Origin of the sequence: Pseudomonas sp. JV449, assembly GCF_032424295.1 — a bacterium.
Classification (GTDB): domain Bacteria; phylum Pseudomonadota; class Gammaproteobacteria; order Pseudomonadales; family Pseudomonadaceae; genus Aquipseudomonas; species Aquipseudomonas marginalis.
Genome location: NZ_VYKD01000024.1, coordinates 22,139 through 48,603 on the forward strand (window position 1 = coordinate 22,139; position 26,465 = coordinate 48,603).

Annotated in this window: 27 protein-coding genes; 13 read left to right on the forward strand and 14 right to left on the reverse strand. The window is 61.5% G+C overall.

Annotated features, from left to right (window positions below; translation table 11 throughout):
* Positions 1–42: 42 nt before the first annotated feature.
* The 4 genes from F6S08_RS21800 to aroC form a co-directional block, all read right to left on the reverse strand.
* Complete coding sequence (locus F6S08_RS21800; protein WP_065926621.1) at positions 43–312, reverse strand: response regulator transcription factor; 270 nt, start codon at positions 310–312, stop codon at positions 43–45.
* A gap of 209 nt (positions 313–521) precedes the next feature.
* Positions 522–1,052: a 1,2-dihydroxy-3-keto-5-methylthiopentene dioxygenase gene (locus F6S08_RS21805; RefSeq protein ID WP_065926620.1), complete on the reverse strand. Its 531-nt coding sequence runs from the start codon at positions 1,050–1,052 to the stop codon at positions 522–524.
* Positions 1,049–2,209 carry an MFS transporter gene (locus F6S08_RS21810; protein ID WP_065926619.1) on the reverse strand — a complete coding sequence of 387 codons (1,161 nt, stop codon included), beginning with the start codon at positions 2,207–2,209 and terminating at the stop codon, positions 1,049–1,051. Before F6S08_RS21810 ends, F6S08_RS21805 begins: the two co-directional genes overlap by 4 nt.
* Positions 2,210–2,219: 10 nt before the next feature.
* Positions 2,220–3,311: a chorismate synthase gene (gene aroC, locus F6S08_RS21815; RefSeq protein WP_027603936.1), complete on the reverse strand. Its 1,092-nt coding sequence runs from the start codon at positions 3,309–3,311 to the stop codon at positions 2,220–2,222.
* A 143-nt stretch (positions 3,312–3,454) separates the two neighbouring features.
* Here aroC and F6S08_RS21820 point away from each other — a divergent pair, with 143 nt between their 5' ends.
* Entirely contained in the window at positions 3,455–4,417 is a 963-nt protein-coding gene (locus F6S08_RS21820) for an alpha/beta hydrolase (protein WP_065948606.1), read from the forward strand.
* Positions 4,418–4,516: 99 nt separating this feature from the next.
* Positions 4,517–5,326: a hypothetical protein gene (locus F6S08_RS21825; RefSeq protein ID WP_027603934.1), complete on the forward strand. Its 810-nt coding sequence runs from the start codon at positions 4,517–4,519 to the stop codon at positions 5,324–5,326.
* A gap of 234 nt (positions 5,327–5,560) precedes the next feature.
* On the opposite strand, the gene prmB is transcribed toward F6S08_RS21825, so the two are convergent.
* Positions 5,561–6,469: a 50S ribosomal protein L3 N(5)-glutamine methyltransferase gene (gene prmB, locus F6S08_RS21830; protein ID WP_065926617.1), complete on the reverse strand. Its 909-nt coding sequence runs from the start codon at positions 6,467–6,469 to the stop codon at positions 5,561–5,563.
* Between the two features lie 240 nt (positions 6,470–6,709).
* On the opposite strand from prmB, the gene F6S08_RS21835 reads away from it, so the two are divergent.
* The 3 genes from F6S08_RS21835 to F6S08_RS21845 all read left to right on the forward strand — a co-directional run bounded on the left by F6S08_RS21835 (position 6,710) and on the right by F6S08_RS21845 (position 8,395).
* On the forward strand, positions 6,710–7,300 hold the full coding sequence (locus F6S08_RS21835) for a cysteine hydrolase family protein (RefSeq protein ID WP_315872338.1): 591 nt from the start codon (positions 6,710–6,712) through the stop codon (positions 7,298–7,300).
* Positions 7,301–7,441: 141 nt separating this feature from the next.
* Complete coding sequence (locus F6S08_RS21840; protein WP_027603931.1) at positions 7,442–7,762, forward strand: hypothetical protein; 321 nt, start codon at positions 7,442–7,444, stop codon at positions 7,760–7,762.
* 75 nt (positions 7,763–7,837) lie between these two features.
* On the forward strand, positions 7,838–8,395 hold the full coding sequence (locus F6S08_RS21845; RefSeq protein WP_016976371.1) for a Smr/MutS family protein: 558 nt from the start codon (positions 7,838–7,840) through the stop codon (positions 8,393–8,395).
* Positions 8,396–8,447: 52 nt separating this feature from the next.
* Here F6S08_RS21845 and F6S08_RS21850 read toward each other — a convergent pair whose 3' ends face one another.
* Both F6S08_RS21850 and F6S08_RS21855 read right to left on the reverse strand, forming a co-directional pair.
* Positions 8,448–8,636, reverse strand: a complete 189-nt coding sequence (locus tag F6S08_RS21850) for a hypothetical protein (protein ID WP_065926615.1) — start codon at positions 8,634–8,636, stop codon at positions 8,448–8,450.
* Between the two features lie 156 nt (positions 8,637–8,792).
* Positions 8,793–9,257: a zeta toxin family protein gene (locus F6S08_RS21855; RefSeq protein ID WP_235865604.1), complete on the reverse strand. Its 465-nt coding sequence runs from the start codon at positions 9,255–9,257 to the stop codon at positions 8,793–8,795.
* A gap of 176 nt (positions 9,258–9,433) precedes the next feature.
* Between F6S08_RS21855 and folE the strand changes: the two genes are divergently transcribed.
* Positions 9,434–9,979, forward strand: coding sequence for a GTP cyclohydrolase I FolE (gene folE, locus F6S08_RS21860; protein WP_019826593.1), 546 nt, complete (start codon positions 9,434–9,436; stop codon positions 9,977–9,979).
* A gap of 101 nt (positions 9,980–10,080) precedes the next feature.
* The gene (locus F6S08_RS21865; protein ID WP_065926614.1) at positions 10,081–10,452 is read left to right on the forward strand and encodes a glutathione S-transferase N-terminal domain-containing protein; all 372 of its coding nucleotides are present in this window, start codon (positions 10,081–10,083) and stop codon (positions 10,450–10,452) included.
* Between the two features lie 47 nt (positions 10,453–10,499).
* Here F6S08_RS21865 and F6S08_RS21870 read toward each other — a convergent pair whose 3' ends face one another.
* The 3 genes from F6S08_RS21870 to F6S08_RS21880 are packed head-to-tail and all read right to left on the reverse strand — an operon-like array spanning position 10,500 to position 13,442.
* Positions 10,500–10,826: a hypothetical protein gene (locus tag F6S08_RS21870; protein ID WP_065926613.1), complete on the reverse strand. Its 327-nt coding sequence runs from the start codon at positions 10,824–10,826 to the stop codon at positions 10,500–10,502.
* Complete coding sequence (locus tag F6S08_RS21875) at positions 10,823–12,148, reverse strand: acyclic terpene utilization AtuA family protein (RefSeq protein WP_315872339.1); 1,326 nt, start codon at positions 12,146–12,148, stop codon at positions 10,823–10,825. The genes F6S08_RS21870 and F6S08_RS21875 overlap by 4 nt, the downstream gene beginning before the upstream one ends.
* 1 nt (position 12,149) lies before the next feature.
* Entirely contained in the window at positions 12,150–13,442 is a 1,293-nt protein-coding gene (locus F6S08_RS21880; RefSeq protein WP_065926611.1) for a CitMHS family transporter, read from the reverse strand.
* Between the two features lie 130 nt (positions 13,443–13,572).
* Here F6S08_RS21880 and F6S08_RS21885 point away from each other — a divergent pair, with 130 nt between their 5' ends.
* On the forward strand, positions 13,573–14,469 hold the full coding sequence (locus tag F6S08_RS21885) for a LysR family transcriptional regulator (RefSeq protein ID WP_065926610.1): 897 nt from the start codon (positions 13,573–13,575) through the stop codon (positions 14,467–14,469).
* 60 nt (positions 14,470–14,529) lie between these two features.
* Here F6S08_RS21885 and F6S08_RS21890 read toward each other — a convergent pair whose 3' ends face one another.
* Positions 14,530–15,132, reverse strand: coding sequence for a glutathione S-transferase family protein (locus F6S08_RS21890; protein ID WP_065926609.1), 603 nt, complete (start codon positions 15,130–15,132; stop codon positions 14,530–14,532).
* Positions 15,133–15,142: 10 nt separating this feature from the next.
* Complete coding sequence (locus F6S08_RS21895; RefSeq protein WP_315872340.1) at positions 15,143–16,309, reverse strand: PLP-dependent aminotransferase family protein; 1,167 nt, start codon at positions 16,307–16,309, stop codon at positions 15,143–15,145.
* A gap of 81 nt (positions 16,310–16,390) precedes the next feature.
* Between F6S08_RS21895 and F6S08_RS21900 the strand changes: the two genes are divergently transcribed.
* The 3 genes from F6S08_RS21900 to F6S08_RS21910 all read left to right on the forward strand — a co-directional run bounded on the left by F6S08_RS21900 (position 16,391) and on the right by F6S08_RS21910 (position 19,004).
* A complete protein-coding gene (locus F6S08_RS21900; protein WP_065926607.1) occupies positions 16,391–16,825 on the forward strand; it encodes a MarR family winged helix-turn-helix transcriptional regulator in 435 nt (144 codons plus the stop codon).
* Between the two features lie 191 nt (positions 16,826–17,016).
* A complete protein-coding gene (locus tag F6S08_RS21905; RefSeq protein ID WP_253491606.1) occupies positions 17,017–18,363 on the forward strand; it encodes an NCS2 family permease in 1,347 nt (448 codons plus the stop codon).
* A 14-nt stretch (positions 18,364–18,377) separates the two neighbouring features.
* Positions 18,378–19,004 carry a LysE family translocator gene (locus tag F6S08_RS21910; RefSeq protein ID WP_065926605.1) on the forward strand — a complete coding sequence of 209 codons (627 nt, stop codon included), beginning with the start codon at positions 18,378–18,380 and terminating at the stop codon, positions 19,002–19,004.
* A 31-nt stretch (positions 19,005–19,035) separates the two neighbouring features.
* Here F6S08_RS21910 and F6S08_RS21915 read toward each other — a convergent pair whose 3' ends face one another.
* Together F6S08_RS21915 and uraH are read right to left on the reverse strand one after the other, a co-directional pair.
* Positions 19,036–24,105 carry a dermonecrotic toxin domain-containing protein gene (locus F6S08_RS21915; protein WP_315872341.1) on the reverse strand — a complete coding sequence of 1,690 codons (5,070 nt, stop codon included), beginning with the start codon at positions 24,103–24,105 and terminating at the stop codon, positions 19,036–19,038.
* 155 nt (positions 24,106–24,260) lie between these two features.
* Positions 24,261–24,614, reverse strand: coding sequence for a hydroxyisourate hydrolase (uraH, locus tag F6S08_RS21920; RefSeq protein ID WP_065927242.1), 354 nt, complete (start codon positions 24,612–24,614; stop codon positions 24,261–24,263).
* A 379-nt stretch (positions 24,615–24,993) separates the two neighbouring features.
* On the opposite strand from uraH, the gene puuE reads away from it, so the two are divergent.
* A complete protein-coding gene (gene puuE / locus F6S08_RS21925; RefSeq protein WP_315872342.1) occupies positions 24,994–25,920 on the forward strand; it encodes an allantoinase PuuE in 927 nt (308 codons plus the stop codon).
* On the forward strand, positions 25,917–26,432 hold the full coding sequence (gene uraD, locus F6S08_RS21930; protein ID WP_137212758.1) for a 2-oxo-4-hydroxy-4-carboxy-5-ureidoimidazoline decarboxylase: 516 nt from the start codon (positions 25,917–25,919) through the stop codon (positions 26,430–26,432). The genes puuE and uraD overlap by 4 nt, the downstream gene beginning before the upstream one ends.
* Positions 26,433–26,465: the final 33 nt, after the last annotated feature.

Consider the following 26,465-nt stretch of genomic DNA (forward strand, 5'->3'; position numbering starts at 1 on the left):
CCGCGACGCTATTGAGCGTCGCGGCCTTTTTATTGATGTGTGTCAGCACAGGCCTTGGCGAGCCGCCTCATTCATCGCCTGCACGCGGTTAGTGACTTCCAGCTTGCCGTAGATATTGCGCAGGTGGAATTTGACGGTGGCTTCGGACGTGGCACGAATCTGGCTGATTTCCCAAACAGTCTTGCCCTCCGAGGCCCAGCGTAAGATCTCCAATTCCGCTGGAGTCAGGGGCTTACCGGACAGGCTCAGGCGTCTCCTGACAGCATTGGTTACGACACACGGCGGCGGACACGACTCCTCTGGGCCATTCATTACATCTCTCCTTTTATTGGCTGATGCCCTACCACCATTCGGATTCCTCCTATTGACAGGTGGCACAAACACTGGCGACGCAGAGAGTTACATAACGAATGGTTTCAGTGCGCATTGCCCTGGATAAACAGCCAAACCCTACGCGTAACTAAGCTTATTCCCACAACAACTTCCAACTCGCCGGGGTTGAAGATTCCAATTACCTGAGTTCAATCGTCCAAACCTGGGAAATGGCTGGCAACATCGTCGCCGGTGAACGTCGGTACACACCCCTGCGCGGTGTTGAACAAGTGCAGCATGACCAAGTGGGGGTTCTCGCCCATATCAAACCAGTGCGCCATGCCAGCCGGGATCACCAGCAGGTCGTTTTTCTCACAACGCACGGCATACACGTAGTCGCCAACATGCAGGTTGAACAAGCCCTGGCCGGCGATGAAAAAACGCACTTCGTCTTCGCTGTAGCGGCGTTCATCCAGGAACCGGGCACGCCATTCGGCTTTTTGCGGGTGGTCGCTGGTGACACTGAGCACCGCCACCGCACCGTAGCCGAGGGCATCGATCTGCGGCTGATAGGCGGCAATCATCTCAGCGTCGCTGGCGCCCCTCTCGATCAGGGCAGGCTGCCAGCGCTCGAACCGCACACCGTGCTCGGCCAGGGTAGCGGCGATGTCGTCGACATGGGTCAGGACCTTGTTCGGGGTATCCGGTGAAGCGACGGGGTAGACGGCGACATAACTCATTGAAGGGTTCCTTGGTTCTGCTCTTGCAATCGAAAACCGATGATAGCGGCCGCGGCCAGGGCGGCGACGCTGGCAATACTAAAGGTGAAGGTCGGCCCCAGCAGGTTCCAGCTGTAGCCGGAATACAGCGCACCCAGCGCACCGCCGGTGCCGGCCAGGGCGGCGTACAGCGCCTGGCCCTGGCCTTGTTGCTTATCGCCAAAGCTGCGCTGCACAAAGGCAATCGCTGCGGCGTGAAAACTGCCGAACGTGGCAGCGTGCATGACCTGCGCCAGCAACAGCACCCACAGCAGTTCGGCAAACGAGCCCAGCAACAGCCAGCGCAGGGCCGCCAGCAGGAAACTGGCCAGCAGCACCCGGCGTACCGAAAAACGTGTGAGGATGCGGCTCATGCCCAGGAACATCAGCACTTCCGCCACCACCCCCAGGGCCCACAGCATGCCGATCATGCCACGGCTGTAGCCAAGGTGTTCCAGGTGCAGGGTCAGGAAGGTGTAATACGGGCCATGGCTCATTTGCATCAGCGCCACGCAGGCGTAAAACGCCAGTACGCCGGGGCTGCGCAGCTGTTTGAGGAAACCATCAGCGGCCAGGCGATTGCCGTGGCTGGCGGGCTGCGCATTCGGCACCCACAGGCTGGCACCGATGATGCCGGCCATGATCACCACGACCACCACCGGGTAGATATCCAGGCTCAGCCAGTCGAACAGGCGGCCCATGATCACCACGGTGAGGATAAAACCGATGGAGCCCCACAGGCGCACCTGGCTATAGCGCGAGGTCTGTTTTTGCAGGTGGGCCAGGGTGATCACTTCAAACTGCGGCAGCACCGCGTGCCAGAAGAACGCATGCAGGGCCATCACCAGGGCCAGCCAGGCGTAGGTGTGACTGACGAAGATCAGGGAAAAACTCAGCAGGGTGCACACCGCGCCGAAGCGCACGATTGCCAGGCGTCGGCCGCTGTAGTCGCCCAGCCAGCCCCACAGGTTGGGCGCCACGCAGCGCATCAGCATGGGGATGGCCACCAGCTCGCCGATGCGCGCGCTGGAGAACCCCAGGTGGTCGAAGTACAGCGCCAGGAACGGCGCCGTCGCCCCGAGCAGGGCGAAGTAGAACAGGTAGAAGCTGGAGAGGCGCCAGTACGGGAGGGCTGTCACCGCCGCGCCGTCACAGCTGGCCCAGCACCGGGGTACTCACGCGCACATCGGCATTTTGCCCGCGATTGCGCAACAGATGGTCCATCAACACGATGGCCATCATCGCTTCGGCAATCGGCGTGGCCCGGATGCCCACGCACGGGTCGTGACGGCCCTTGGTGATCACGTCCACCGGGTTGCCGTGTACATCGATCGAACGGCCCGGGGTGGTGATGCTCGAGGTGGCCTTGAGTGCCAGGTGCGCAACAATCGGCTGGCCGGAGGAAATACCGCCGAGGATGCCGCCCGCGTTGTTGCTGAGGAAACCTTCCGGCGTCAGTTCATCGCGGTGCTCGGTGCCACGCTGGGACACGCAGGCGAACCCGGCGCCGATTTCCACGCCTTTCACCGCATTGATGCTCATCAGCGCATGGGCCAGTTCGGCGTCGAGGCGATCGAAAATCGGCTCGCCCAGGCCCGGCTTGACGCCTTCGGCGACCACGGTGATCTTGGCGCCGACCGAATCCTGGTCGCGGCGCAGCTGGTCCATGTAGGCTTCCAGCTCCGGCACTTTGTCCGGGTCAGGGCAGAAAAAGGCGTTGTCTTCAACGCTGTCCCAGGTCTTGAACGGGATTTCAATCGGGCCCAACTGGCTCATGTAGCCACGGATGACGATGCCCTGGGTCGCCAGGTATTTCTTGGCGATGGCCCCGGCTGCCACGCGCATGGCCGTTTCGCGCGCCGAGCTGCGGCCGCCGCCACGGTAGTCGCGTTCGCCGTATTTATGGTGGTAGGTGTAGTCGGCATGGGCCGGGCGGAACAGATCCTTGATCGCCGAGTAGTCCTTGGACTTCTGGTCGGTGTTGCGAATCAGCAGGCCGATGGCGCACCCGGTGGTACGGCCCTCGAACACCCCGGAAAGGATCTCGACTTCATCGGGCTCCTGGCGCTGGGTGGTGTGGCGGCTGGTGCCGGGCTTGCGGCGGTCGAGGTCACGCTGCAGGTCTTCCAGGGACAGCTCGAGGCCGGGCGGGCAGCCGTCGACAATGGCGACCAACGCCGGGCCATGGCTTTCGCCCGCGGTGGTGACAGTGAACAGCTTGCCGAAGGTATTGCCGGACATGCAGGGCGCTCCGTGAAATCAGTTGAATCAAGTCAACCGTAATAACTTAAGGCGGCCAGTATACGCAGGCTAACCGACTAGTTCATCCTCGAAACCTTACCGGTAGACCTTGGTCCAACCGGCACCTTCCTCATGATGGCGCGATGATGCTGCGAGTTCTTCTGTTTACCCTGACCCTGTTTACCGCCGTGGCCGACGCCGCCTCCCCTGTCGTACTGCAACGCCCGATCAGCCTGGACACCGGCAGCGGCGAACTGTTTGGCTCGCTGCTGCTGCCGCAGTCCGATAAACCGGTGCCGGTGGTGTTGATCATCGCCGGCTCCGGCCCCACCGACCGCAACGGCAACAGCGCCGACGGCGCTCGCAATGACAGCCTCAAGCGCCTGGCCTGGGTGCTGGCCCGGCACAACATCGCCAGCGTGCGCTACGACAAGCGCGGTGTGGCCGCCAGCCTCGCCGCCACGCCCGACGAACGCAACCTGACCCTGGAGGCCTACGTGGCCGACGCGGTGGCCTGGGGCAAATTGCTCAAGGCCGACACACGCATGGGCCCGCTGATTGTGCTGGGCCACAGCGAAGGCGCGCTGGTGGCGGCACTGGCCGCACCGCAACTCGACCCGGCCGGGGTGATTTCCCTGTCCGGCAGCGCCCGTCCGGTCGACCAGGTGATCCGCCAGCAACTGGCCGATCACCTGCCCCCTGCCCTGCTGCTGCGCAGCAATGAAATCCTCGATCACCTCAAGGCCGGCCAGGTGGATGCCGATGTGCCAGGCCCGCTGGAGGGCATTTTCCGACCCAGCGTGCAGCCGTATCTGATCAGCCTGTTTCGCGCCGACCCTTCAGCGGCGTTTGCAAAACTGCGCATGCCGGCATTGATCATCCAGGGCACCAACGATATTCAGGTCGGTGTGGGCGACGCCGAGCAACTCAAAAGGGCCAAGCCCGATGCCGAACTGGCGGTGATCGAAGGCATGAACCACGTGATGCGCATCGTGCCCAACGACGTAAAGCAACAATTGGCCTCCTACAATGACCCGCAATTGCCGCTCGCCGCTGAGCTGGGCACCCGCTTGGCAGGCTTTATCGACGGACTTCAACCCCGTTAAGCGACAATTTGCCTCCAGTCCTGCAAAAAGCGGCCGATAAGCCCAGAGTCGACAGCAAAAAGACTGTCGACTGGCAGGGCTTGGACAGGATCGCACCGCATGACAACCACTGAAGCAACACCGGAACCGACCGCCGACACCCCGGCTGAAAAAACCGAGGCTATCGACACGGCGGCGCCCCTGCCGTGGGCGGATGTTCAGGCCGAGCATTTCAAGATGCTGCGCCTGGCACCGCTGGCCACCGACCGCGCCACCGGCCTGAGGCCGCTGCGGTTCGTACAGTTCGGCTATGCCGAGCGCCATGACAAACACCACAGCCTGTTGCGCATGGTGATCCAATTACCGGGGCAGCGGGTGCGCCGCGAACAGAACCATCTGGATATCTGGGTGGATCACGATAAACACCGCGTGCACTTCGGCCCGGGCAACAGCCTGGAAATCGAACCGGCCAACCGCGGCATCGGTCGCTTCCTGGTGGCCCAGGGCGCCGCGTGGGCGAAGAAAAAATGGTCAAGCTACCGCGTCGACGGCGTGGACCTGGCCAACAAGGACGCACTCAACGAAGCCACACGCCTGCGCCGCGATCACTTCCTGCGCGTCCAGGGTTTCGATGTGGCCTACGCCGATGTGCAGCACCTCAAAGGCAACGTGCAGCCGGGCAAGGTCAGCGATGTACTGGACAGTTGGAACACCGAGAAGGTGCAGTTCGTGGAGATCCTTGAAGCCGCGCAGATGCTGCAACAGGCCGAGCACAACCTGTTGGAGCAGGAAGTGAAACTGCGCAAGGAAGAAGAAAAGGTCACCAAGTTCAAGCGTGAGGACAGCGGGTTGCGCTTTACCATCACCTGCCTGGTGGCGTTCACCGTGTTTCAGGCGGGGCTGTTGATCTGGATTGCCACGCACCGCTAGCCGGCTGGAAAGCCATCGAAATGCGGGAGGGGCTTGCCCCTAATGCCAGTCAGTTAAGGCTTTTTGTAGGAGCGAGCTTGCTCGCGAAAAACTCACAGGCGCCGCGCTCATTCAGGAAGCACGCGTTATCGTTGACGTTTTTCGCGAGCAAGCTCGCTCCTACAGGAGGCGATGTACGCTTAACTGACTGGCATTAGGGCTTGCCCCCTCCCACATTTTCTACCCTAAGGTTGGTTAAACCCGAGCGGCGAAGATTGCCTGGTGTTCCCGGCACTGTTCGGCCGTGAGCATGAACACCCCATGCCCACCCCGCTGGAAATCCAGCCAGGCGAAGTCCACTTCCGGGTACAGCGCGTCAACATGCACTTGGCTGTTGCCCACCTCGACAATCAGCAAACCCTTCTCGGTCAGGTGGTCCGCCGCCTCGGCCAGCATGCGTCGCACCAGGTTCAGGCCATCGTCGCCGCAGGCCAGGCCCAGCTCCGGCTCGTGCTGGTATTCGTCCGGCATGTCGGCAAAGTCTTCGGCATCCACATACGGCGGGTTCGACACGATCAGGTCAAAGCGCTGGCCCGGCAGGCCGTCGAAACCGTCGCCCTGCACGGTGTACACGCGCTCGTCGACACCATGGCGCTCGATATTCTGGTTGGCCACCTCCAGGGCTTCGAAGGACAGGTCGCCGAGTACCACTTCGGCGTCCTGGAACTCGTAGGCGCAGGCAATGCCGATGCAACCGGAGCCGGTGCACAGGTCGAGGATGCGCGCCGGCGGTTGGGCCAACCAAGGCTCGAAGCGGTTTTCGATCAACTCGCCGATGGGTGAACGCGGGATCAGCACGCGCTCGTCAACGATAAACGACATGCCACAGAACCACGCCTCTTTCAACAGGTAGGCCGTGGGCACCCGCTCATGAATACGGCGATGCAACAAACGCTGTACGTGAGAGATTTCCTCTTCTTCCAGGTTGCAATCGAGGTAGCTGTCGGCAATTTCCCATGGCAGGTGCAAAGCGCCGAGCACCAACTGCCGGGCTTCGTCCCAGGCATTGTCGGTGCCATGGCCAAAAAACAGGTCTTCCCCATGGAAACGGCTGACGGCCCAACGGATGTGGTCGCGCAAGGTGCGCAGGCGAGATGTGATCACGGGGGGCAGACTCCTGGAAAAAACGACTGGCGATTCTAACAGCCTTCGCCTGTACCGACGATGTACGAAAAGCTGTTGCCATACGTCGGATTTCATCCAAATCGCCATCATTAGGTTAAACATCGCCGCCACTTGACATGGCTGCACGCCAGCAACGGCGTACCTTACGATAGTAGCGATTCACAGAACCGCTCAGCCAGTGGACAATGACGCAAAAGCCCCCCTCACAGGAGCCCCAGAATGTCCGTTCCAAAGACGATGTTTCAACTCAGCGGTCGTGGTTACGCAGCTGCCAACCTTGGCCATGCGACCCTCGTGATCATCGACGCTCAAAAGGAATACCTCAGTGGCCCGCTCGCCCTCTCCGGCATGGACGCGGCGGTCGGCAATATCAAGCAACTGGTCGCCGCCGCGCGCAACGCCGGGCGCCCGATCGTGCACGTGCGCCACCTGGGTACCGTGGGCGGCCTGTTTGACCCCCAGGGCGAGCGCGGTGAGTTCATCCCCGGCCTCGAACCTCAAGGTGACGAAACCATCATCGGCAAGCTGCTGCCCAGCGCCTTCCACGGCACCGGCCTGGAAAAACACCTGCAGGACCTCGGTTCCCTGGACCTGATCGTCTGCGGCTTCATGAGCCACTCCAGCGTCAGCACCACCGTGCGTGCCGCGAAGAACCTGGGCTTTCGCTGCACCCTGGTGGAAGACGCCTGTGCCACCCGCGACCTGCCTTACAAAGGTGGCATCCTGAGCGCCGAGCATGTGCAGCAGACCGAGATGGCCATCATGGCTGACAATTTTGCCACTCTCGCACTGACTATAGACCTGATCTGATCGCCCTTCGGGTGAGCGGTGCGGCCTGTTGAAGGTCCCGCTCATCCGCAAAGCCCTCTCATTTGGCGCATTTACCTCGGGTACAGGAACAACCTGTGTATCTTCCGGTCGAAGGGCCGATACCCTGGAGGAAAGGTCGGAATGAAGATATCCGATGGTTTTGACGCTCGTCGCTTGCGCCCCAAGGGCCCGAGCAACTGGCGTCTGCGCCTGGTGGCCGGCATTGCCGCGCTGCTGGCGGTAGTAGGTTTGCTGTTGACCGGCGCTGGTGGCGCCGGTTTGTTTGGCCACTCGCCGGCCCTTGGCGAACTGAATGCCAGCCCTGGCGGCTCGGCGATTCTGTTGGGGATCGGGCTGCTGGTGCTGTGGCTGGGCGTGTGGCTGTGGCGCCGCAGCCGTCGGAAGATGCGCCAGCCGTTGTCACTGAACATCGCCTCGCACCTGATGAAAAAGCACGACTGATGGCGCTTGGATAGCGTTTCCTGCGCCCCGGCCGCCGCGATTTAGGTAAACTGCCCGCCCTTCGCGGAGGCTGACATGCAAGACGACGATTTTTCCCTGTTCAAAAACGAGCTGCGCGGCGTCAAGCCGATCAAGCACGACCGCGCCGACACCGGCAAACCCAAGGCCGACCGCGCACAGATCGCCAAGCTGCGCCAGGCTGCTACCGTGCGCACCGATGCCACCACCGTGGATGGCCTGTCAGACCAGTTCGTGATCGACGTCGGCCCCGAAGACGAGCTGATGTGGGCCCGCGACGGCGTACAGGAAAGCCAGATGCGCAAGCTCAAGGCCGGTCAGATCCCGTTCGAAGGCAGCCTCGACCTGCACGGCATGAACGTGGAAAAAGCCCGGGAAACCCTGTGGGCCTTCCTCGCCGAAGCCACCAAGTTCGAAATTCGCTGCGTGCGCGTCACCCATGGCAAGGCGGTGCGCTTGGACGGCAAGCGGCCGATGATCAAGAGCCACGTCAACACCTGGCTGCGCCAGCATGCCCAGGTGCTCGGCTTTACCTCGTGCCAGGCCCGTCATGGGGGCGCGGGTGCGGTGTATGTGATGCTCAAGCGCACGATGATGGAAGGGCGCGACGAGTAAGTAATAAAAAGCCCAGCAATTGAGCTGGGCTATTGTGGTATTGCCAGTAACGTCAGTTGTCGAAAAGCTCTTTCGCTTTTTTCTCTTTCGCCAGCGAGATCACTGCCTTTTGCATGGTGATCGCAGTATCGGCTGCGCTTCTGTAAACAGCACGTTTTTCTTCTACCGAACCACTTCGAAAAAAATCTGACATGGTGGTGGATGAATATTTTTCTACAACTTCCGTAATTTCACCTTTCATAAGGCTACTCCGGTCAAAATTTGCTCAAGTTGATCAGGATGGTAGGGCTGTATAACGAGTTCATCAATTTCCTCAGCCGATAGGTCGATGCCGATGTATGACTCCCCGCCATCAGTGTCCTTGATGAGCACATCGACTTGAAGACGCCCCAGAAACTCACGCCAGCTCAGGCTTCTGGTAGACGTAGATAACCTGTGCAGACCGGTTTTCCTTATCAAGGGCGCGCTGGATATTTTTCCGAGCCACGGCAAAGTTGGCCAGCGTTCCGTCCAACAGGAAAGACTGGCGCTGCTGATAAACGAGGTCGACAGTCCTCTCCACCATAGCAGTTACGCCACGTTGAAAAAGACTGGAGTTTGCGCCTGTGTAATCAGGAAAGTATTCCCTGAAGTCATCGGGGTCGATTCGCAATGCACTGGATCCCCCCTCCTCCATCAAGCGAATAAATGATTTGGACACTTCTGTCTTGCCGGCGCCAGGCGAGCCCGCCATAAACACTGAAACCGGATAATTTTCACCTGGGTACTTAGTCAGGCAGGCAAGTTCACGGGCAATGCGGGTCCGATTTGCTTTGGCAAAGATCAGGGCGCGCTCAGAAATACTTCGCTCCAGCGGGGTCATCACGTCCTCCTCAACGGAGGCCGACTCTAACATCGGTATCGTCCGGGAATACAACTGTCGGCGCACCTACGCTACTATGTGCGCCACATCACCCGCCGCTGTTGCGCGCCGGGCAGCGCTTCACATTGGTACAGGCATACACCGTACCGTTCTGAAACCCATACGGAAACAGTCCTGTGACATTGGAACAAAACTACACCGCGATCCTCGGCCAACTCGGCGAGGACGTCTCCCGCGAGGGCCTGCTCGACACGCCCAAGCGTGCCGCCAAGGCGATGCAGTACCTTTGCCGCGGCTATGAACAGACACTCGAAGAAGTCACCAACGGTGCCTTGTTCAGCTCCGACAACAGCGAAATGGTGCTGGTCAAGGACATCGAGCTGTACTCGCTGTGCGAACACCACCTGCTGCCGTTTATCGGCAAGGCGCATGTGGCGTATATCCCAAGCGGCAAAGTGCTGGGCCTGTCGAAGGTCGCGCGGATTGTCGACATGTATGCGCGCCGCCTGCAGATCCAGGAAAACCTCAGCCGCCAGATCGCCGACGCGGTGATGCAAGTGACCGGCGCCTTGGGCGTGGCCGTGGTGATCGAAGCCAAGCACATGTGCATGATGATGCGCGGTGTGGAGAAACAGAATTCGTCGATGATCACGTCGGTGATGCTGGGTGAGTTCCGCGAAAACGCGGCCACCCGCAGTGAATTCCTCAGCCTGATCAAGTAACAGGCTGCGTAGGAAAAGACCGGCGTTCATCGCCGGTTTTTTTTCGCCTGCAGAATTAAGGTAAGCTGCGGCCCCTTCTTCATGGGCAAGAGGTTTCAGCCATGTTCGTCAAAGCACTTCGAGTGGGCCTCGGCCACGTCATCATCGCCGGCGACTTACTTACCCGTCCGCGTAAAAAGCAGCGCCCTGCCGAACAACAGGCACAGGTGAACGCAGCGGCCAAGGACCTGACCCTGTATCAATTCCACGCCTGCCCGTTCTGCGTGAAGACCCGCCGCACCCTGCACCGCCTGAATGTGCCGGTGGCGCTGAAGGATGCGAAGAACAACGAGCAGGACCGCCAGACCCTGCTGGAGCAAGGCGGCAAGATCAAAGTGCCGTGCCTGCGTATCGAAGAGAATGGCCAGACCACCTGGATGTATGACTCCAAGGTGATCATCGATTACCTGGACAAGCGTTTCGCTGCGGTCTGACAGACCTGCTGAGATCCAATGTGGGAGGGAGTTTGCCCCCCCCACATTCAGTTCGGTGTTGGCAAATCCAGGTCCAGCTCCAGCAACGCCGAGCCGAGGCACTTGCCATGGGCATCCAGTGCCAGCGAGCGGGTTACGCCGCCGCGCAATATCCCCGGCAGTACGAAGTTCAGCGCCTGCACATTCGGCAGTTCATAGCGCCGCACCGGGGCAGCGTAAGGCTCCAGCAGGCCGGCAAAAAAGTCGGCCACGCGCTCGGCGGTAAGCTGTTCACACAACAGCAGATAATCCTCGGCTCGGTAAGCAATGATCGAAATGTTCGAGGTGTCGCCCTTATCGCCGGTACGGGAATGGGCCAGCGTGTGCAGTTTCATGCTTCGATCCTCGGGTTGACCGCGTCACGGGGCAGCAGCAATGACGCCACCGCCACCACCTGCCGTACGCTCTTGCTGGCACCGCCGCCGCCGGACGGGCCGTTGGTGTAGAGGGTTTCCACTTCATTGCCGACCCGCACCGCTTCACTGCGGTCTTCACAGCGGGCCGCCACGCGCAGGCGCACTTCCCAGGGCTCTACGCTGCTGCGCGGACCGTGCAGCGAGTCCATGCCGATCAGTTCGGCGCGTACGTCCTGCATCTTCACACCCATCAGTTGCAAACGCTTGAGTACGACATCCCGCGCCAACTGCGCCCGTGCTACCGCGCCGGGGCCGCCGTAGGACATCTGCCCTTCGCCAATCCAGCCATCCAGGTAACCGACGCTCACCTTCAACTGCTCGGGCCGTGCGCGGCCAGCAGCACCGTGGGCACGCACCCGATCAACGCCCTCCTCGTCAAACCCCACCTGGGAAAAATCGGCGGTCACGTCCGGGGTGAGATACGCCGCAGGATCATGCACTTCGTAGATCAATTGCTCGGTGCAGGTGGCGCGACTGACCCGCCCACCGGAGCCTGCAACCTTGGTGATCACGGCCTCACCCTCAGCATCGATTTCAGCCAACGGGAAACCCAGGCGTGCGAGGTCATCCACATCCTTGAAACCGGGATCGGCAAAATAGCCGCCGCTGACCTGCCCGGCACACTCCAGCAGATGCCCGACCAACGTGCCGCGCCCCAGGCGCTGCCAGTCGTCCATCGCCCAGCCGAATTCAAACACCTGCGGGGCGAGGAACAGCGACGGGTCGGCCACCCGCCCGGTGATCACCACATCGGCGTCGGCGCGCAAGGCATCAAGAATGCCGTCGACGCCCAGGTAGACATTCGCGGAAATCAGTCGCGCGCCCAGTGAACCCAGGGTTCGGCCGTTATCCAGTACCTGCTCGGGGCGCAAGACGTCCAGCACGTCATCGCCGACCACCGCCACCACCTTGAGGCCCAGGCCCAGCTCATGGGCAATCCGCCGCACTTCGAGCGCCGCCGACACCGGGTTGGCCGCGCCCATATTGGTGATCACCCGCAGGCGACGGCGCCCCTCATGCTGGCCGACAAAGGGCAACACCCGGCGCATGCGCTCGCTGAGCAGCGGGTCATACCCCCCCTGCGGGTCACTGATTCGCGCCTGTTGCGCCAAAGCGATGGTGCGTTCGGCCAGGCACTCGAACACCAGGTAATCCAGGTCGCCCAGCTCGGCCAGTTCCACGGCAGGTTCGATGCGGTCGCCGGAGTAGCCGGCGCCGGAACCGATGCGCAAGGTTTTCATTTCAAATCACTCCCAAGAGCAACGCCGTCAGGGTCATCAACACCGACGCGGCAAACAGAAAAGGGATGGTGAAGCGCTGGTGATCGGCCAATTCGATCTTGCACAGGCCCACCAACAGGAAGGTCGCCGGGGTCAGCGGGCTGACCGGGAAACCGGTGGTGTGCACGCCCAGTAACGACGCCTGGGCCACTTGCAGCGGGTCGACGCCCAGGGCCTTGCCGACTTCGGCGATCACCGGCATCACGCCGAAATAATAGGAATCGGGGTCGAACAGCATGCTCAGCGGCATGGACAAAAAGCCCACCACCGCCGGAATCAACTTGCCGTGGCCCGCCGGAATCTGCGCCACCGCCACTTCAGCGATGGCCTTGAGCATGCCGGTGCCTTGCATGATGCCGGTGAACACCCCGGCGGCGAGCAGGATACTGGCCATGGTCAGGGCGGTTTTCGCATGGGCATCGATGCGTGCGCGTTGGGCGTCCACGTTCGGGTAGTTGATGCACAGCGCTACCACGGTGCCGAGCATGAACATCACCACCGGGTCGACCCAGCCGGCGATCATCACCACCATGACCAGCACGGTCAGGATCAGGTTGACCCAGAACAGGCGGGGGCGGCGCAGCTTGATGTCGTCGTCGCTGAGCACCCGTTGCGGCACGGCGTCCACGCTGGAGCCGGCGCCCAGGCCAAGGCGTTTTTCTTCTCGCCGGCCGAGCCACCAGGCGCAGGCGAAGACGAACATCAGGCCGACGATCTGCACCGGGATCAGTGGCTGGAACAGGTCCGCCACCGGCACGTGCAAGGCCGCCGAAGAGCGCAACACCGGGCCGGTCCACGGCAGGAAATTGACCCCGGCGGCCATCGCGCAGACACAGGCGAGGATGCGTTTGTCGATGCCCAGCCGCGTATATAACGGCAGCATCGCCGGCACCGTCACCAGAAAGGTCACGGCACCGGAACCGTCCAGGTGCACCAACAGGGCGAGGGTCGCAGTCCCAACGACAATCCGTGTAGGACGTGTCCCTACCGTGCGCAGGATGCGATCAATGATGGGATCGAGCATACCGGCATCGGTCATGATCCCGAAAAACAGGATCGCGAACACGAACATGCCCACCACGGGGGCGACGTTCTTGATGCCGGTAATGATGAAGGCGCTGGTTTGCAGGCCGAATCCACCGAGCAGCGCGGCGATGATCGGCAATGCGATCAGAGCCACCAGTGGCGAAAGGCGTTTGCTCATGACGGCAGCGAGCAGGCACAGGATGGTAATGACACCCAGGGTTGCGAGCATGGGTTACTCCAGAGCGGCCTTGGTGGCCGGTTATTGTTTTCCCTGGAGTATTGGAAGCGCGTTACTCTTTGTAAATTGGAATGTTCAGCCAGTCATGTTCGTAAAAACAAAACGCTCGAGAACAACAACAATGAAAAATTCGATCCAGCACATTCAGGCGTTCCTTGCGGTGGCCCGCACCGGCAGCTTTATCAAGGCCGCCCATGAGCTGCATCTTTCGCCTTCGGCACTCACCGTGCAGGTGCAACAACTGGAAGACTGGCTCGGCGTCGCCCTGCTCGACCGCAGCCCCCGGCATGTGAGCATCACCGCTGCCGGCCAGGACGCGCGCGGGCCGATGGAAAAACTGCTGCTGGACCTGGACAACATCGTCACCGGCTCCCGCGACCTCGCGGCCTTGCGCCGTGGTGTGGTCACCCTCGCGGCCCTGCCGTCGGTCTGCGCCGGCGCCCTGCCCCCGGCCTTGCGCCTGTTTCGCGAGCGTTTTGCCGGGATCGAAGTGCGCCTGCAGGACCTGGTGGCCCATCGCATTCATGCCCAGGTCCGCGCAGGCGAAGTGGATTTCGGTATTGGCGTACGGGCGCGGCTAAGCCATGGCCTGGAGTTCGTGCCGGTGCTGAATGATCGATTGTGTGCGTTCGTCCCCCTGGATCACCCCCTCGCCCACCATCGCCAATTGACCCTGGAGCAACTGGCGGACCAGCCGATCATCCTCACCGGCCGCGACAGCAGCGTACGCGAGCAAGTGGATGCGCTGTTCGATGAGACGCGGCTGACGATGAACGCCGGGATGGAGGCCAACTACATGTCGACGGTGCTGGCGCTGGTGCGTCAGGGCCTGGGGATCAGCGTACTGCCGGAGTCGGCGGCGGACAGTCTGGAGGGGTTGAAGCGCATCCACATCGATCATCCCGGGGTGAACCGCGAGATCGGCTTGATCAGTCGTAGCGGGATGGGATTGAGCCCGGCGGCACAGCGCTGTTTCGACCTGCTGAACGATGAATTATCTGGCACGGCATCGAGCTGAATGTGGGAGGGGGCAAGTCGAATCGTCGCACCGCCCTCCCACATTTTTTCACCGCGGTGATCAGTCGAGCATGCCCACATGCCTGGGATGGCTGGCCACGCGCTTCAACCAGGCCTGCACGGCCGGGTAAGGCGTCAGGTCAAACCCACCTTCATGGGCCACATGGGTGTAGGCATACAGCGCAATATCGGCAATCGAATACTGCTCGCCCACCAGGTATGGCGTGGTTTGCAGCTGACGCTCCATGACCTTCAGGGCCTTGTAACCGCGCTTGTGGGTGGTCTTGTATTCCTCCAGGCGATCTTCCGGCATGTTCAGGTAGAACTGGATAAACCGCGCCACCGCAATGTAAGGCTCGTGGCTGTACTGCTCGAAGAACTGCCATTGCAGCACTTGTGTGCGCAGGCGCGGTTCGGTGGGCAGGAATTCGCTGCCATCGGCAAGGAAGTTGAGGATCGCGTTGGACTCCCACAGGCAGGTGCCGTCTTCCAGTTCCAGCACCGGGATCTTGCCGTTGGGGTTCTTGGCCAGGAATTCAGGGGTCTCGGTATCGCCGTTGAGGATGTCGATATCCACCCATTGATACGGGATGCCCAGCAGGTTGAGCATCAATTTGACCTTGTAGCAGTTGCCCGACTTGTAATCGCCATAAACCTTGTACATGGGGCTCCCCTTATGCCGCTTGCGCGTGCTGTGCTTGACGGACCACCGCGGCCAGGCGTTTGAGCCCTTCGTCCAGGCGGGCCGGGTCGATATGGCTGAAATTGAGTCGCAGTGAGCCTAAATGCTGGTCCGGCTCGGAAAAGAACGGTTCACCGGGCATGAACGCGACGTCCTGATCGAGCGCAGGTGCCAACAAGGTGCGGGTATCGAGCGGCTGTTTCAAGGTCAGCCAGAAGAATAATCCGCCCTGGGGCACTTGCCAGTCGGCCAGATCGGCGAAGTGACGCGCCAGCGCAGACTGGAATGCGTCGCGGCGCTCACGGTAGAAACCGCGCAGTTCCACCAGGTGCTGCTGGTATTTCTGCGTGCCTATCCACTGCATGGCCTGCCACTGGCCGACGCGATTGGTGTGCAGGTCCGCCGATTGTTTGAGCTTGAGCAGGTGCGGGAACAGGTCCGGGCTGGCGATCAGGTAACCCACGCGCAGGCCGGGCAGCAGGGTCTTGGAGACCGTGCCGGTGTAGATCCAGCTGGCTTTTTTCAAGCGGCCGACGATGGGCTGCGCACTGCCGCCGTCGAAGGTCAGCTCGCGATAGGGTTCGTCTTCGATCAGGGTCACACCGAACTCATCGAGCAAGGCGGCGACGGCCTCGCGCTTGGCTTCGCTGTAACGCACGGCCGAAGGGTTCTGGAACGTCGGGATCAGGTAGACGAATGCTGGGCGATGGCGCTCGAGGTTGGCGCGCAGGCTGGTCAGGTCGGGACCATCGGCTTCCAGTTGCACGGTAAGGCAGTCGGCGCCGAACAGCTGGAAGATCTGTAGGGCGGCCAGGTAGGTCGGCCCCTCCAGCAGGATCCTGGTGCCTTTGTCGATATACAGCTTGGCCGCCAGGTCCAGGGTTTGCTGGGAACCGCTGACCACCAGCACCTGGCTGGCCTGGCACGGCACACCCAACGCACGTGCCTCGGCGGCGAGCAGTTCACGCAACTGCGGCTCGCCTTCGCTCATGCCGTATTGGCCGATGTTCAGCGGCATATCATCCCAGTCCAGCGCCGGCAGCATGGCTTCGGCCGGCAGGCCACCGGCAAACGACATCACTTCCGGGCGCTGGGCGGCCGCGAGGATTTCACGGATCAAGGAGCTTTTGAGGCGAGTAACACGTTCAGAGAAGGCCATAAGGTCACCGCTAGCGAAGCCTGTTGGAAATACGTCAAACTGGTTGACCGAAATTACGACAGCTTGAGTGGATACGTCAATATGCTTGACCTTAAAAACCAAAGCAGCCAGCAACAAGCCATGGAAGCGTTCTTCTTCGGTTACCAGGCGTTCACTGCCAAGGCCGATGAAATGCTTGAGCGCCGTGGGCTGAGCCGGGTGCATCAGCGCATCGTGTTTTTTATCGCACGCTACCCGGCGTTGAGCGTCAAGGAACTGCTGGAATTGCTCGGTGTGAGCAAGCAGGCGCTGAATATGCCGCTGCGCCAATTGCAGGAGATGCACCTGGTGGACAGCGTTGCGTCCGAGACCGACAAGCGCAAACGCCTGTTGGAATTGACCGAAGAAGGCCAGCGTTTCGAGCAATCGCTGCGCCGTGAACAGGTGAAGTTGTTGCAGCGCGCCTTCGCCGAAGCGGGCGAAGAAGCGGTAAACGGTTGGCTCGCAGTCAACCAGGCACTTGCAGGCCAGCCTTGATCCTCGGTGGCGCCCTGGCTTTGCCTTTCATCCTTTTCACGCAGAAAATAGAAAACATTATTTGCTTTCTTTGTATACAAAAGCATAATTCGCTTCGTGCGAGTTCCTGACCTATTGGTCAACAAAACCCGCCAGTACCTCACAGCGCCCCGCGCTGGACATAACAATAAAATGCTTGAGGAGTACTCGCTGTGGATAGCCGCAAATCCGAAGCCTCGCCGCTGGACCTTGCCCCCTCACAGAACGGCTGGCTCGAACGCCTGTTCAAACTGCGCCTGCATGGCACCACAGTGAAGACCGAGCTGATCGCCGGGCTCACCACCTTCATCACCATGGCCTACATCATCTTCGTCAACCCCAACATCATGGCCGACGCCGGTATCGATCACGGCGCGGCGTTTGTCGCCACCTGCATCGCCGCCGCGCTGGGGTGCCTGTTGATGGGGCTGTACGCCAACTGGCCGGTGGGCCTGGCGCCGGGCATGGGCCTGAATGCGTTTTTCACCTACACCGTGGTCGGCACCATGGGCTACCACTGGGAAACCGCGCTGGGTGCGGTGTTTATTTCCGGCGTGCTGTTCATGGGCCTGACCCTTTCGAGGGTGCGCGAATGGCTGCTCAACAGCATTCCGGTGAGCCTGCGCCACGCCATGGGCGCCGGCGTCGGACTGTTCCTCGGGGTGATCGGCCTGAAAACCGCCGGCATCATCGTCGACAGCCCGGCCACGCTGATCAAGCTCGGTTCGCTGCACGAGCCGGCGCCACTGCTGGCGGCGGTGTGTTTCCTGCTGATCGCCATCCTCAGCTACCACCGGGTGTTCGGCGCGATCCTCATCAGCATCATCGCCGTGACCCTGGCTGGGTGGGGCCTCGACCTGGTGCACTACAACGGCATTCTCTCCACGCCACCGAGCCTGGCGCCGACCTGGATGGCCATGGACATAAAAGGTGTATTCAATGTCAGCATGATCAGCGTGGTATTTGCTTTCCTGTTTGTGCACATGTTTGACACTGCGGGTACACTGATGGGCGTTGCGCAACGCGCCGGGCTGGTCAACGCCGACGGCAAGATCGATAACCTGTCCCGCGCCCTGAAGGCCGACAGCGCTTCGAGTGTGTTCGGTGCCATGGTGGGCGTGCCGCCGGTAACCAGTTATGTGGAAAGCGCTGCCGGTGTGGCCGCAGGCGGCCGTACCGGGTTGACGGCGGTGACGGTCGGCGTGTTGTTTGTGGCGGCCATGTTCTTCGCACCGTTGGCGGGCATGATCCCGGCGTATGCCACCGCCGGCGCGCTGATCTATGTGGCGATGCTGATGATGGCGAGCATGGCCCATATCAACTGGGATGAGGCCACCGACAGCATCCCGGCGATTGTCACCGCGATCATGATGCCGTTGACCTTCTCGGTCGCCGACGGTATCGCCCTGGGCTTTATCACTTATGTGGCGCTCAAGGCCGGCACCGGTAAGTACCGCGAGATTTCCGTAAGCCTGTGGGTGTTGTGCGCGATCTTTATCGCCAAGTTCGTCTTTCTATAGAAAAGGAGCATGCAATGAGTCTGGAAACCTGGCTGCTGTTCAGCGGCGCTGCGCTGGTGGTGATCCTGATCCCGGGGCCGCTGTCGTTGCTGATGATCAGCAACAGCCTGAACTACGGCCTGCGCCGCTCGTACCCGGCATTTCTCGGCGGGGTGATTGCCTCGATCTGCCTGTTGAGCGCGTCGGCCCTGGGTCTGGGCGCATTGCTGCTCGCTTCGGAACAACTCTTCAGCGCGTTGAAGATCGTCGGCGCGCTCTATTTGTTCTACCTCGCCTGGCAGAGCTGGCAGCAATCGCGCCAGCCGTCCCACGGCGCGACCGTCCCGGAGGCGGCGCCGGTGCCGCGTTTTCGCGCGCTGTTCGGCCGCGCCTTCGTGCTGGGCGCCAGCAACCCCAAGGACATCCTGTTTTTTGCCGCGTTCCTGCCGCAGTTCCTCAGCAGCCAGCAGCCGTTCCTGCCGCAGTTGCTGATAATGATCGCCACCTGGACCGTGCTCGACCTGTTGTGCAAGCTGGCCTACGGCCTGGGTGCCCACGGTGCCGCGCGCTACCTGCGCAGCGGCAAAGGCCAGAGCTGGTTCAACCGCATCAGCGCCGGGCTGTTCAGTGGTGCGGGCGCGGCCTCGCTATTGAGCCGCTGAGCCTGCCAGCCCCAGCGCGGGTGCGTCGGGGTCAGTCCAACCCGGCCACGCGGCTGAAAAACACCGTGAACGTCGACCCGCGCGTGTCCTGCTGAATGCCCCCCACCAGCCGGACCAGGCGACGTTCTTTGATGGCCTTCTTGACGGTTTCGTATTGCACACTGCGTTGGCTGCCCCGGCTGGCGAGCTTGCGGTCGAACCACACGTCAGATAACTGCAAGATCCTATTGGACGACAACGGAATGCTGCTCGAATCCGTCCAACGCGTAAGGATGAAATATACGTTGTTGGATTTAGGGTGCGTGACGATAAAGTTGTTCAAGTCGCCGCGATTGCCCTTGGGCACCGTTTCCAGGTGAAACCCCTGACGCTCCAACACCTGCCTGACTGCATTCTGAGCAACGATGATCTTGCTTGAGGCCGGCGCTGTGCGCTTGTCCAGCAGACGCGGCTCCAGCCTAAAAGGCACCAGGAAGTCCACCCGCTCAAACCCAGGCCCTAAGCCATCTACGCTGATATTCACACTGAACTTGCCCTCTAACTCGATCGGCCGGAGCATTTTCAGCAAGTCATCGGTGTACCCCGCCGCTCGCGGCACGGCGGGCAGCCAATCGTCGAGCGTGGTGCGCAGGTTCAACAACCGCGTCGCTGTCATCGAGCGGCTGCTGTCGGCCACTTCCACCAGACGCTGCACGGCGAAACGCCGACTCCCCTGGGTCAGGCCTGGAAAAACAGCCCCGACCGACTCCGCCAAGGGGCGATTGAACAGGGGTTGATGAGGCGTCCAGCGGCCGTCTGCGCCATAGACGAAGGGAATGGGCTGTTCACCCAGACTGACGCCCAACCAGCGGTCAAGGTCATCCATTGCGTTATGGGCCAGGGCCCTGGGGCTTTTTACAAAGACCACATCATGGGGCGCGTGCAGGCCACCGGGCACTATCTCGAAGTAGTTCTCCCCCAGCTTCACGGCATCGAAAGGCGCCTCGCCATACACCCGGTACAAGCGTTTGGACGCCGACAACACCTGCGGCGAGACTCCGGGCACCTCGTGCCCCCAGGCCTGCCAATAGCTCTCGGTCAACACCGGCTGGCTGCGTACGCGCTCCGCCGTCGGGCGTGAGCGAACAGCCCAGAACGTGCCGGGTGCAGGCCCCTCCCAGGGCCGGAACAACGCCGTACTGGGCCCCGGCTGCGGTTCGGGAGCATCGGCGCCCAGCAGCCACTGTCGAGGTTCGTCGATCTGCAGCAGCCATTCATTTTCTCCTGGGCGTTGTCGGTTTTTCAGACGCAAAGCAGACTCACCCGGCCGACGATAAACGGGATAGTGGTCCCTGCCGTCCACCACAAATTGTTCGCCATCCTTAAGGTAGCTGCCTTTGTTGCGCCCGCCTAGCGCGATGCCATCGCCTGCTGCGCTCGGACTGCGGTAGCCTTCCAAGCCCTTGAACCGTTTGGCGGGCAATGAGGTACGCATGAAAAAACTGCCGCCGGCCGCCAAGTGCTGCTGACGATGCAGCCTTTGCAAGACCCGGCTCATATTGGGCGCCTGCGGCTTGGCGCCGGCTCGGGAACCCCGCACGGGGAGCAACGTCATGGCCACTTCGAGCACGAACATATGCACGCTGGTCACCAACTCGAAAATTCCTTCAGGTGAATGCTGCTGATGAAGCCGCCGCGCAGCCAATAACACTTCATACAGCTTGATCCCCAACCCCAGCACCGGCACGAATGACAACAGCCCTCGCCACCGTGTATCGGCCTGCTCGCCGAGACGCCACGCGCGGTACACCTTCAATTCGTCATCGGAGTTGCACTGGCTATAAGCCTGGCGTTGCGCCGTCAATACGCGGGAGTGGGCGAGTAGCTCAAGCAGGTGATTGCCCTCGGTGGGAGTGATGCCTAACCAATTGTCTGGGGAATGAGTGCGCTGCTCGTCAATTTCCGCCTCAATCGCACTCAAGTCTTTGGCCGGAAACACTCGACTGCGGTTAAACCAGCGCGCCAGATGAAACACGTCGGAACCCAGGGCATAACGGAGCAGCCCTTCCATCCAACCGACCTCAACACGCAGGTCGTTCGGGTACCCCGCGAGGCCATCAGCCTCCCACCCCGGGGCAACCCCTTGGGCCAGCGCAGCCTTTGCGCCCGGCGTCGAGGCCAGCCCGATCAACGCCGTGCGGGCCTCTGCCAGGCCGCTGTATTCGGTAATGCTCGGTTGTTCAGGGCTGTCAGGCCAATAGAGCACGCAGCGATCATCCACCTCGTCAATGATCACCACCACGCCGGCGATATGCCGTGGCGCCGGCAGTGTCAGCGCCTCCAGCCTGACCGTGCACAACTGCACGCTGTGGCCGTCACGCTCAAGATCGGCACGGCTCTGCGCCGCCAATGCCAGCGCGAACAAACGCTGGCCGGGCGCGCTCAGGCCACTGTTGGCGGCGCTGAACAGATGCCACTGCGCCGCCTGCTTGAACGCACGCAGCAATGCTGGTCGCAGGGTCTGTGGATCGTCGCTGTGGGGGTCGCCATAAAACGCCTGGCGAATCTGTTGGGCATAGCGCTGTGCGAGGTCCAGCCTCGATAGCGTGGCCAGCAAGTAGTCGGGGCTGAGGCGATCCTTCCAGGCTGGCTGCAGATAATGGGCCTTCTGCAGCCGCCAACGTGCCCAGGGCGCTTTCGCATCAAGGTTATGCAACGCCAATTGCAACAGGCTGTAGGTCTGCCGCTCCTGGCTGACCACGATTTTCGCGCCGGACTCCCCCACCGCCCGCTCTGGATGCCCCACCCAATGGGCGCTGACATCATCGGGCATGTCCAACAGCGGCTGGTCAATATCCAACCCAGGGTAAAAACCGTCATCTTGCAGCCGCTTGATCAACGCGTCGCGGGCAAACACCGTCAGTGCCGGCAAACGCTCGAATACGCCTGACTCCAGCGCCTGCCAACTGCGCAGGGATGACGCCTGTAGGCGCCGATAACGCTTGCGCGGCCAAGCCTGCGCGGTCTCCAGCCAGGCTGGAAGCCGCTTGCGCTCGGCAGCGGCAAGCCGCAGTAGTTGCACGCTGGCGAGGGCCTGTTCAAACGCCTCGCAAGGTGGCACCTGCAGACTGTTGACCGCCTCATCCGCCAGCGCCAGCCTGGCGAACGACGGATCACTGACTTCGCTGAACACGGGCTCGCCGGCTGCCAACAGATGGTCGAGCTGATTGAAGCCCTTAATCTGCTCTTTGATCGCCAGCAGCAAGCCGTCGCCGTCGATCTGCGGATACTCGACGCTCACCGGCTCGTCGACCTTCAACGCTCGGACCTTGGCCAGGACGGCACTGCGCTGGGTGCGATGCAGACAATCCCACAGCGGCGAACGGTCGATCGCCTTGAAGCTGGCGCTGAGTGCTTCGGACAACCTTGCCAGCGATGCAAACGCCTGAAGCCCTCCCTGCCGTCCAGGCACATACAACATCACCGGTTGCTGGACGGCCTCAGCCGTGCAGATAACCAGCGCGCCCAGCAGGCGCTGGTGTTCAATCACAACCCCCGTTACCCACGTGGCGCCGGGCTTGACCATGCCCTGCGCGACCTGTTGCTGCTGGCCCTCGCTGATCAATTTAAGGTGGCACTGCAACCGTGCCTCGCTCTCGAGCGCGCCGCGCCGGGCCCGCAATAACAGGACGCCCCTGGGCGGTTGCCCCGCGACTTTTCGACTCCAGAAATCCAGGTCGCCAAGGCTTGCTTCATGCGCCTCCAGCATCGCCAATGCCTGGGATTGATGGGTTTGCCATTGCTGATGCAGCACCTGCATCTGCGCCCAGGCTGGGGACTCTTGGCTGGCATCGGCAGGGTCCAGCAGCGCCAACAAGCCTTGCTCATAACGCGCCACCGCCTGTTCACAGGCACCCTTGGGCAGCTCGCGGGCCAGGCTGGCAAAGTGGATGTGATCACGACATCGGTGTGCGTCCCAGCCCAGCAAAGTCTCCAGCGCTCGATGCAAGGACGGACGCAGCGGGATCAACTGCCGCCGCTGCCGCTCAACCGTGCGTAAGCGCTCGACGAGGCTGCCGTGGGTACCGCGGATGGCGTCCCGGGGAAACAACAAGGCCAGGTTGACCTGCGCCACGGTGTCCCATTCGTTTTGCCATTGGGTGGCGAGTAAAGCGTCGGCGGCCTGTTGCAGTGCATCGTCTTCAATGGGGTCTGCCGGCTGCAGGCTGAACCCGGGAAATTCAGCAACGAACAGGTCCGGCACCGCGTGTCGTTGACGCAGCGGCAAACGCTGCCACCAGCCGTCCAGGTAGCGACTGACCAATGCCGGCAACGCCTCCTGCAATTGGACCAAGGAGCCGAATTCGTGAAATCCCTGGGCCAACCCCGGTAGAAAAATCACTTGGCGCTGATGACGCTGGCCCGCACGGTACAGGTGCAACCCGCCGCTCAAGGCCACGGGCGTCGCGCCTTTCAGTGGCCAGTACAGCGACGATACGTTCAAGCTCGCCCAGTCGCCGCCCGCCCGTTGGCGCGCTTCGGCCGTCGGCGCGTCGAGCAGGCTTTGCACCATGTCCAGGCCATGATCCGACAACTCGAACACGCCATGGGCGAGTACGGCCTGGCTCGCAAGAAAGGCCTGATACAACTCATGCCAGCGGGCTCGCCTTGATCGCCATGAGTCTGCGGCCAGGCCGTCCCAGTAGCGGGCCATTACGGTGTCGAAGCGACCGGGCCAGTCCGGCCCTAAGGCTTGGCTCAGCGCCTGCCCGGCCCGATCATCCGGGACGGGGGCCGGGGGCGTCTGCTGCCGCGCCGCCAGTAGCCCAAGGCTGGCCTCAACCAAGTCCCGCGTGTGGGGCATGCCCTCAAGCGCCAGGGGCACCTTGAGCAACTGGGTGTCGGGGTCGACACCGAATGCGTCGCGCAAGGCCTGGCGAATGATCGAGCCAATCCGTGGCGCACGGTCGAGCAACTGCCCAAGGCCCTTGGCCGTGACCTCGCAGCGCAGGCCCGCATTGTGCAGTTCATTGATGACCCGGCTCGGTTGCGCCGTTGCGTTGATACGCCGGGTCAACCCGGCTCTGATGGGGTCCAACTGATTGTCCGTTACCGTGCTCATATCGCCTCCCTGTATATGGAAGGAAAAGGCTAGGCAACGGACGGACCACTGCGGCGCTACATAGTTGAGCGCAAAACCGGCAGGCAAAAAAAAGCCCGCAGTGTGCGCGGGCGAAACCAACGAAGAGCTTTGGGGGTGTGAAGCGAGCTGACGACTCAGCTACCGCGATAAGTGGAGTAGCTGTAAGGCGAAATCAGCAGAGGCACGTGGTAGTGATCCTGTTCGGCACTGATGCCAAAGCGCAGCACCACGACGTCGAGGAAGGCCGGCTCCGGCAATTGCACGCCACGGGCGCGGTAGTAATCGCCGGCGCTGAATTGCAATTGGTAGACACCGCTGCGGTAGTCATCACCTTGCAGTAACGGCGCGTCGCAGCGGCCATCGCTGTTGGTCAGCGCAGTGGCGACCAGTTCCAGCTGCGCGCCGTCGACGCGGTACAGCTCAACCTGGATGGCGCTGCCGGGGCAGCCGTGGGCTGCGTCGAGTACGTGTGTCGTCAGTCGTCCCATGGGGCGGGCTCCCTTGCATGAAGTGAAATAGGCTGCACCTTTACGGGGCATCAAAAAGCCGCTGATGGGCCGATTAAGACACTTTTAATAAAAATTGTACACAATAAAAATCACAAAGTTTCGCACACGCTGCGACGTCTCGATCCTCAACGGAATTTCCCAGCAAGCCTTGCTTTTAAAAGACCTTTTGTCCGTTTACTGACCAATCGGGCAAGTTTCTTGCAGCGCTGAACGGCGGCAACTCCACGGAAAAAATGCGGAAATACAGGCTTACAAAGTGACCATTAAGTTGTATACAATCAGCCCATCGCTGTGACGCCACCCAGTCTTTCCGCTGGCCGCCACACACTTGCTACCACGAACAAGAAGGAAGACTGCAGTGAGCGCTGACTACCCACGCGACCTGATCGGTTACGGCAGTAACCCTCCTCACCCCCACTGGCCGGGCAAGGCACGCATCGCCTTGTCGTTCGTACTCAACTACGAAGAAGGCGGCGAGCGCAACATCCTGCACGGTGACAAAGAGTCCGAAGCCTTCCTTTCAGAAATGGTCTCGGCCCAGCCGCTGCAGGGCGAGCGCAACATGAGCATGGAGTCGCTGTACGAATACGGCAGCCGTGCCGGCGTGTGGCGCATCCTCAAGCTGTTCAAGGCATTCGACATTCCGCTGACCATCTTCGCCGTGGCCATGGCTGCCCAGCGCCACCCGGATGTGATCCGCGCCATGGTCGACGCCGGCCACGAGATCTGCAGCCACGGCTACCGCTGGATCGACTACCAATACATGGACGAGGCCCAGGAGCGCGAGCATATGCTCGAAGCCATCCGCATCCTCACCGAACTGACCGGCGAGCGTCCGTTGGGCTGGTACACCGGGCGCACCGGCCCCAACACGCGACGGCTGGTGATGGAGGAAGGCGGCTTCCTCTACGACTGCGACACCTACGACGACGACCTGCCCTACTGGGAACCCAACACCCCCACCGGCAAGCCGCACCTGGTGATCCCCTACACCCTGGACACCAACGATATGCGCTTCACCCAGGTGCAGGGCTTCAACAAGGGCGATGACTTTTTCGAGTACCTCAAGGACGCGTTCGACGTGCTGTATGCCGAAGGCGCCGAGGCTCCGAAGATGTTGTCCATCGGCCTGCACTGCCGCCTGATCGGCCGCCCGGCGCGCCTGGCCTCGTTGAAGCGTTTTATCGAATACGCCAAGGGCCATGACCAGGTGTGGTTCACCCGCCGCGTCGACATCGCCCGCCACTGGCACGCCACCCACCCGTTCCCGGGAGCGGCCAAATGAGCACCTTCCAGACGCTGAAACCCTCGACCTTGAGCCGTGACGCTTTCGTCCACGCCTTCGCCGACATCTACGAACACTCGCCATGGGTGGCCGAAAAGGCCTTCGACCTGGGCCAGGACGCCTCGATCGACCAGATCGAAACCCTGCACCAGCGCATGAGCGACATCCTGTTGAGTGCTGATCATCAAAGCCAACTGGCCCTGATCAACGCTCACCCGGACCTGGCCGGCAAAGCGGCCGTCCAGGGCCAACTCACCCAAGCCAGCACCGATGAGCAAGCTGGCGCGGGGATTCACCACTGCACGGCCGAAGAGTTCTCACGCTTCACCGAGCTGAACGATGCCTACAAGGCCAAGTTCAAATTTCCCTTCATCATGGCGGTAAAAGGCAGCAACCGGCACCAGATTCTCGCCGCGTTCGAAACGCGCATTCACAACTCGGTGGATGCCGAGTTCAAGTGCGCGTTGGACGAGATCAACAAGATCGCGTTGTTCCGTTTACTGACCCTCTAAACCACCATCCCCAGCCACTCTATTTAAGGCAGA

What these genes read in the sequence shown, in the direction of transcription:
- F6S08_RS21800 (WP_065926621.1), bottom strand. Translation starts at nt 312, where the DNA reads ATGAATGGCCCAGAGGAGTCGTGTCCGCCGCCGTGTGTCGTAACCAAT.
- F6S08_RS21805 (WP_065926620.1), bottom strand. Translation starts at nt 1,052, where the DNA reads ATGAGTTATGTCGCCGTCTACCCCGTCGCTTCACCGGATACCCCGAAC.
- aroC (WP_027603936.1), bottom strand. Translation starts at nt 3,311, where the DNA reads ATGTCCGGCAATACCTTCGGCAAGCTGTTCACTGTCACCACCGCGGGC.
- F6S08_RS21820 (WP_065948606.1), top strand. Translation starts at nt 3,455, where the DNA reads ATGATGCTGCGAGTTCTTCTGTTTACCCTGACCCTGTTTACCGCCGTG.
- F6S08_RS21825 (WP_027603934.1), top strand. Translation starts at nt 4,517, where the DNA reads ATGACAACCACTGAAGCAACACCGGAACCGACCGCCGACACCCCGGCT.
- F6S08_RS21835 (WP_315872338.1), top strand. Translation starts at nt 6,710, where the DNA reads ATGTCCGTTCCAAAGACGATGTTTCAACTCAGCGGTCGTGGTTACGCA.
- F6S08_RS21840 (WP_027603931.1), top strand. Translation starts at nt 7,442, where the DNA reads ATGAAGATATCCGATGGTTTTGACGCTCGTCGCTTGCGCCCCAAGGGC.
- F6S08_RS21845 (WP_016976371.1), top strand. Translation starts at nt 7,838, where the DNA reads ATGCAAGACGACGATTTTTCCCTGTTCAAAAACGAGCTGCGCGGCGTC.
- F6S08_RS21850 (WP_065926615.1), bottom strand. Translation starts at nt 8,636, where the DNA reads ATGAAAGGTGAAATTACGGAAGTTGTAGAAAAATATTCATCCACCACC.
- F6S08_RS21855 (WP_235865604.1), bottom strand. Translation starts at nt 9,257, where the DNA reads ATGACCCCGCTGGAGCGAAGTATTTCTGAGCGCGCCCTGATCTTTGCC.
- F6S08_RS21865 (WP_065926614.1), top strand. Translation starts at nt 10,081, where the DNA reads ATGTTCGTCAAAGCACTTCGAGTGGGCCTCGGCCACGTCATCATCGCC.
- F6S08_RS21870 (WP_065926613.1), bottom strand. Translation starts at nt 10,826, where the DNA reads ATGAAACTGCACACGCTGGCCCATTCCCGTACCGGCGATAAGGGCGAC.
- F6S08_RS21875 (WP_315872339.1), bottom strand. Translation starts at nt 12,148, where the DNA reads ATGAAAACCTTGCGCATCGGTTCCGGCGCCGGCTACTCCGGCGACCGC.
- F6S08_RS21880 (WP_065926611.1), bottom strand. Translation starts at nt 13,442, where the DNA reads ATGCTCGCAACCCTGGGTGTCATTACCATCCTGTGCCTGCTCGCTGCC.
- F6S08_RS21885 (WP_065926610.1), top strand. Translation starts at nt 13,573, where the DNA reads ATGAAAAATTCGATCCAGCACATTCAGGCGTTCCTTGCGGTGGCCCGC.
- F6S08_RS21890 (WP_065926609.1), bottom strand. Translation starts at nt 15,132, where the DNA reads ATGTACAAGGTTTATGGCGATTACAAGTCGGGCAACTGCTACAAGGTC.
- F6S08_RS21895 (WP_315872340.1), bottom strand. Translation starts at nt 16,309, where the DNA reads ATGGCCTTCTCTGAACGTGTTACTCGCCTCAAAAGCTCCTTGATCCGT.
- F6S08_RS21900 (WP_065926607.1), top strand. Translation starts at nt 16,391, where the DNA reads ATGCTTGACCTTAAAAACCAAAGCAGCCAGCAACAAGCCATGGAAGCG.
- F6S08_RS21910 (WP_065926605.1), top strand. Translation starts at nt 18,378, where the DNA reads ATGAGTCTGGAAACCTGGCTGCTGTTCAGCGGCGCTGCGCTGGTGGTG.
- F6S08_RS21915 (WP_315872341.1), bottom strand. Translation starts at nt 24,105, where the DNA reads ATGAGCACGGTAACGGACAATCAGTTGGACCCCATCAGAGCCGGGTTG.
- uraH (WP_065927242.1), bottom strand. Translation starts at nt 24,614, where the DNA reads ATGGGACGACTGACGACACACGTACTCGACGCAGCCCACGGCTGCCCC.
- uraD (WP_137212758.1), top strand. Translation starts at nt 25,917, where the DNA reads ATGAGCACCTTCCAGACGCTGAAACCCTCGACCTTGAGCCGTGACGCT.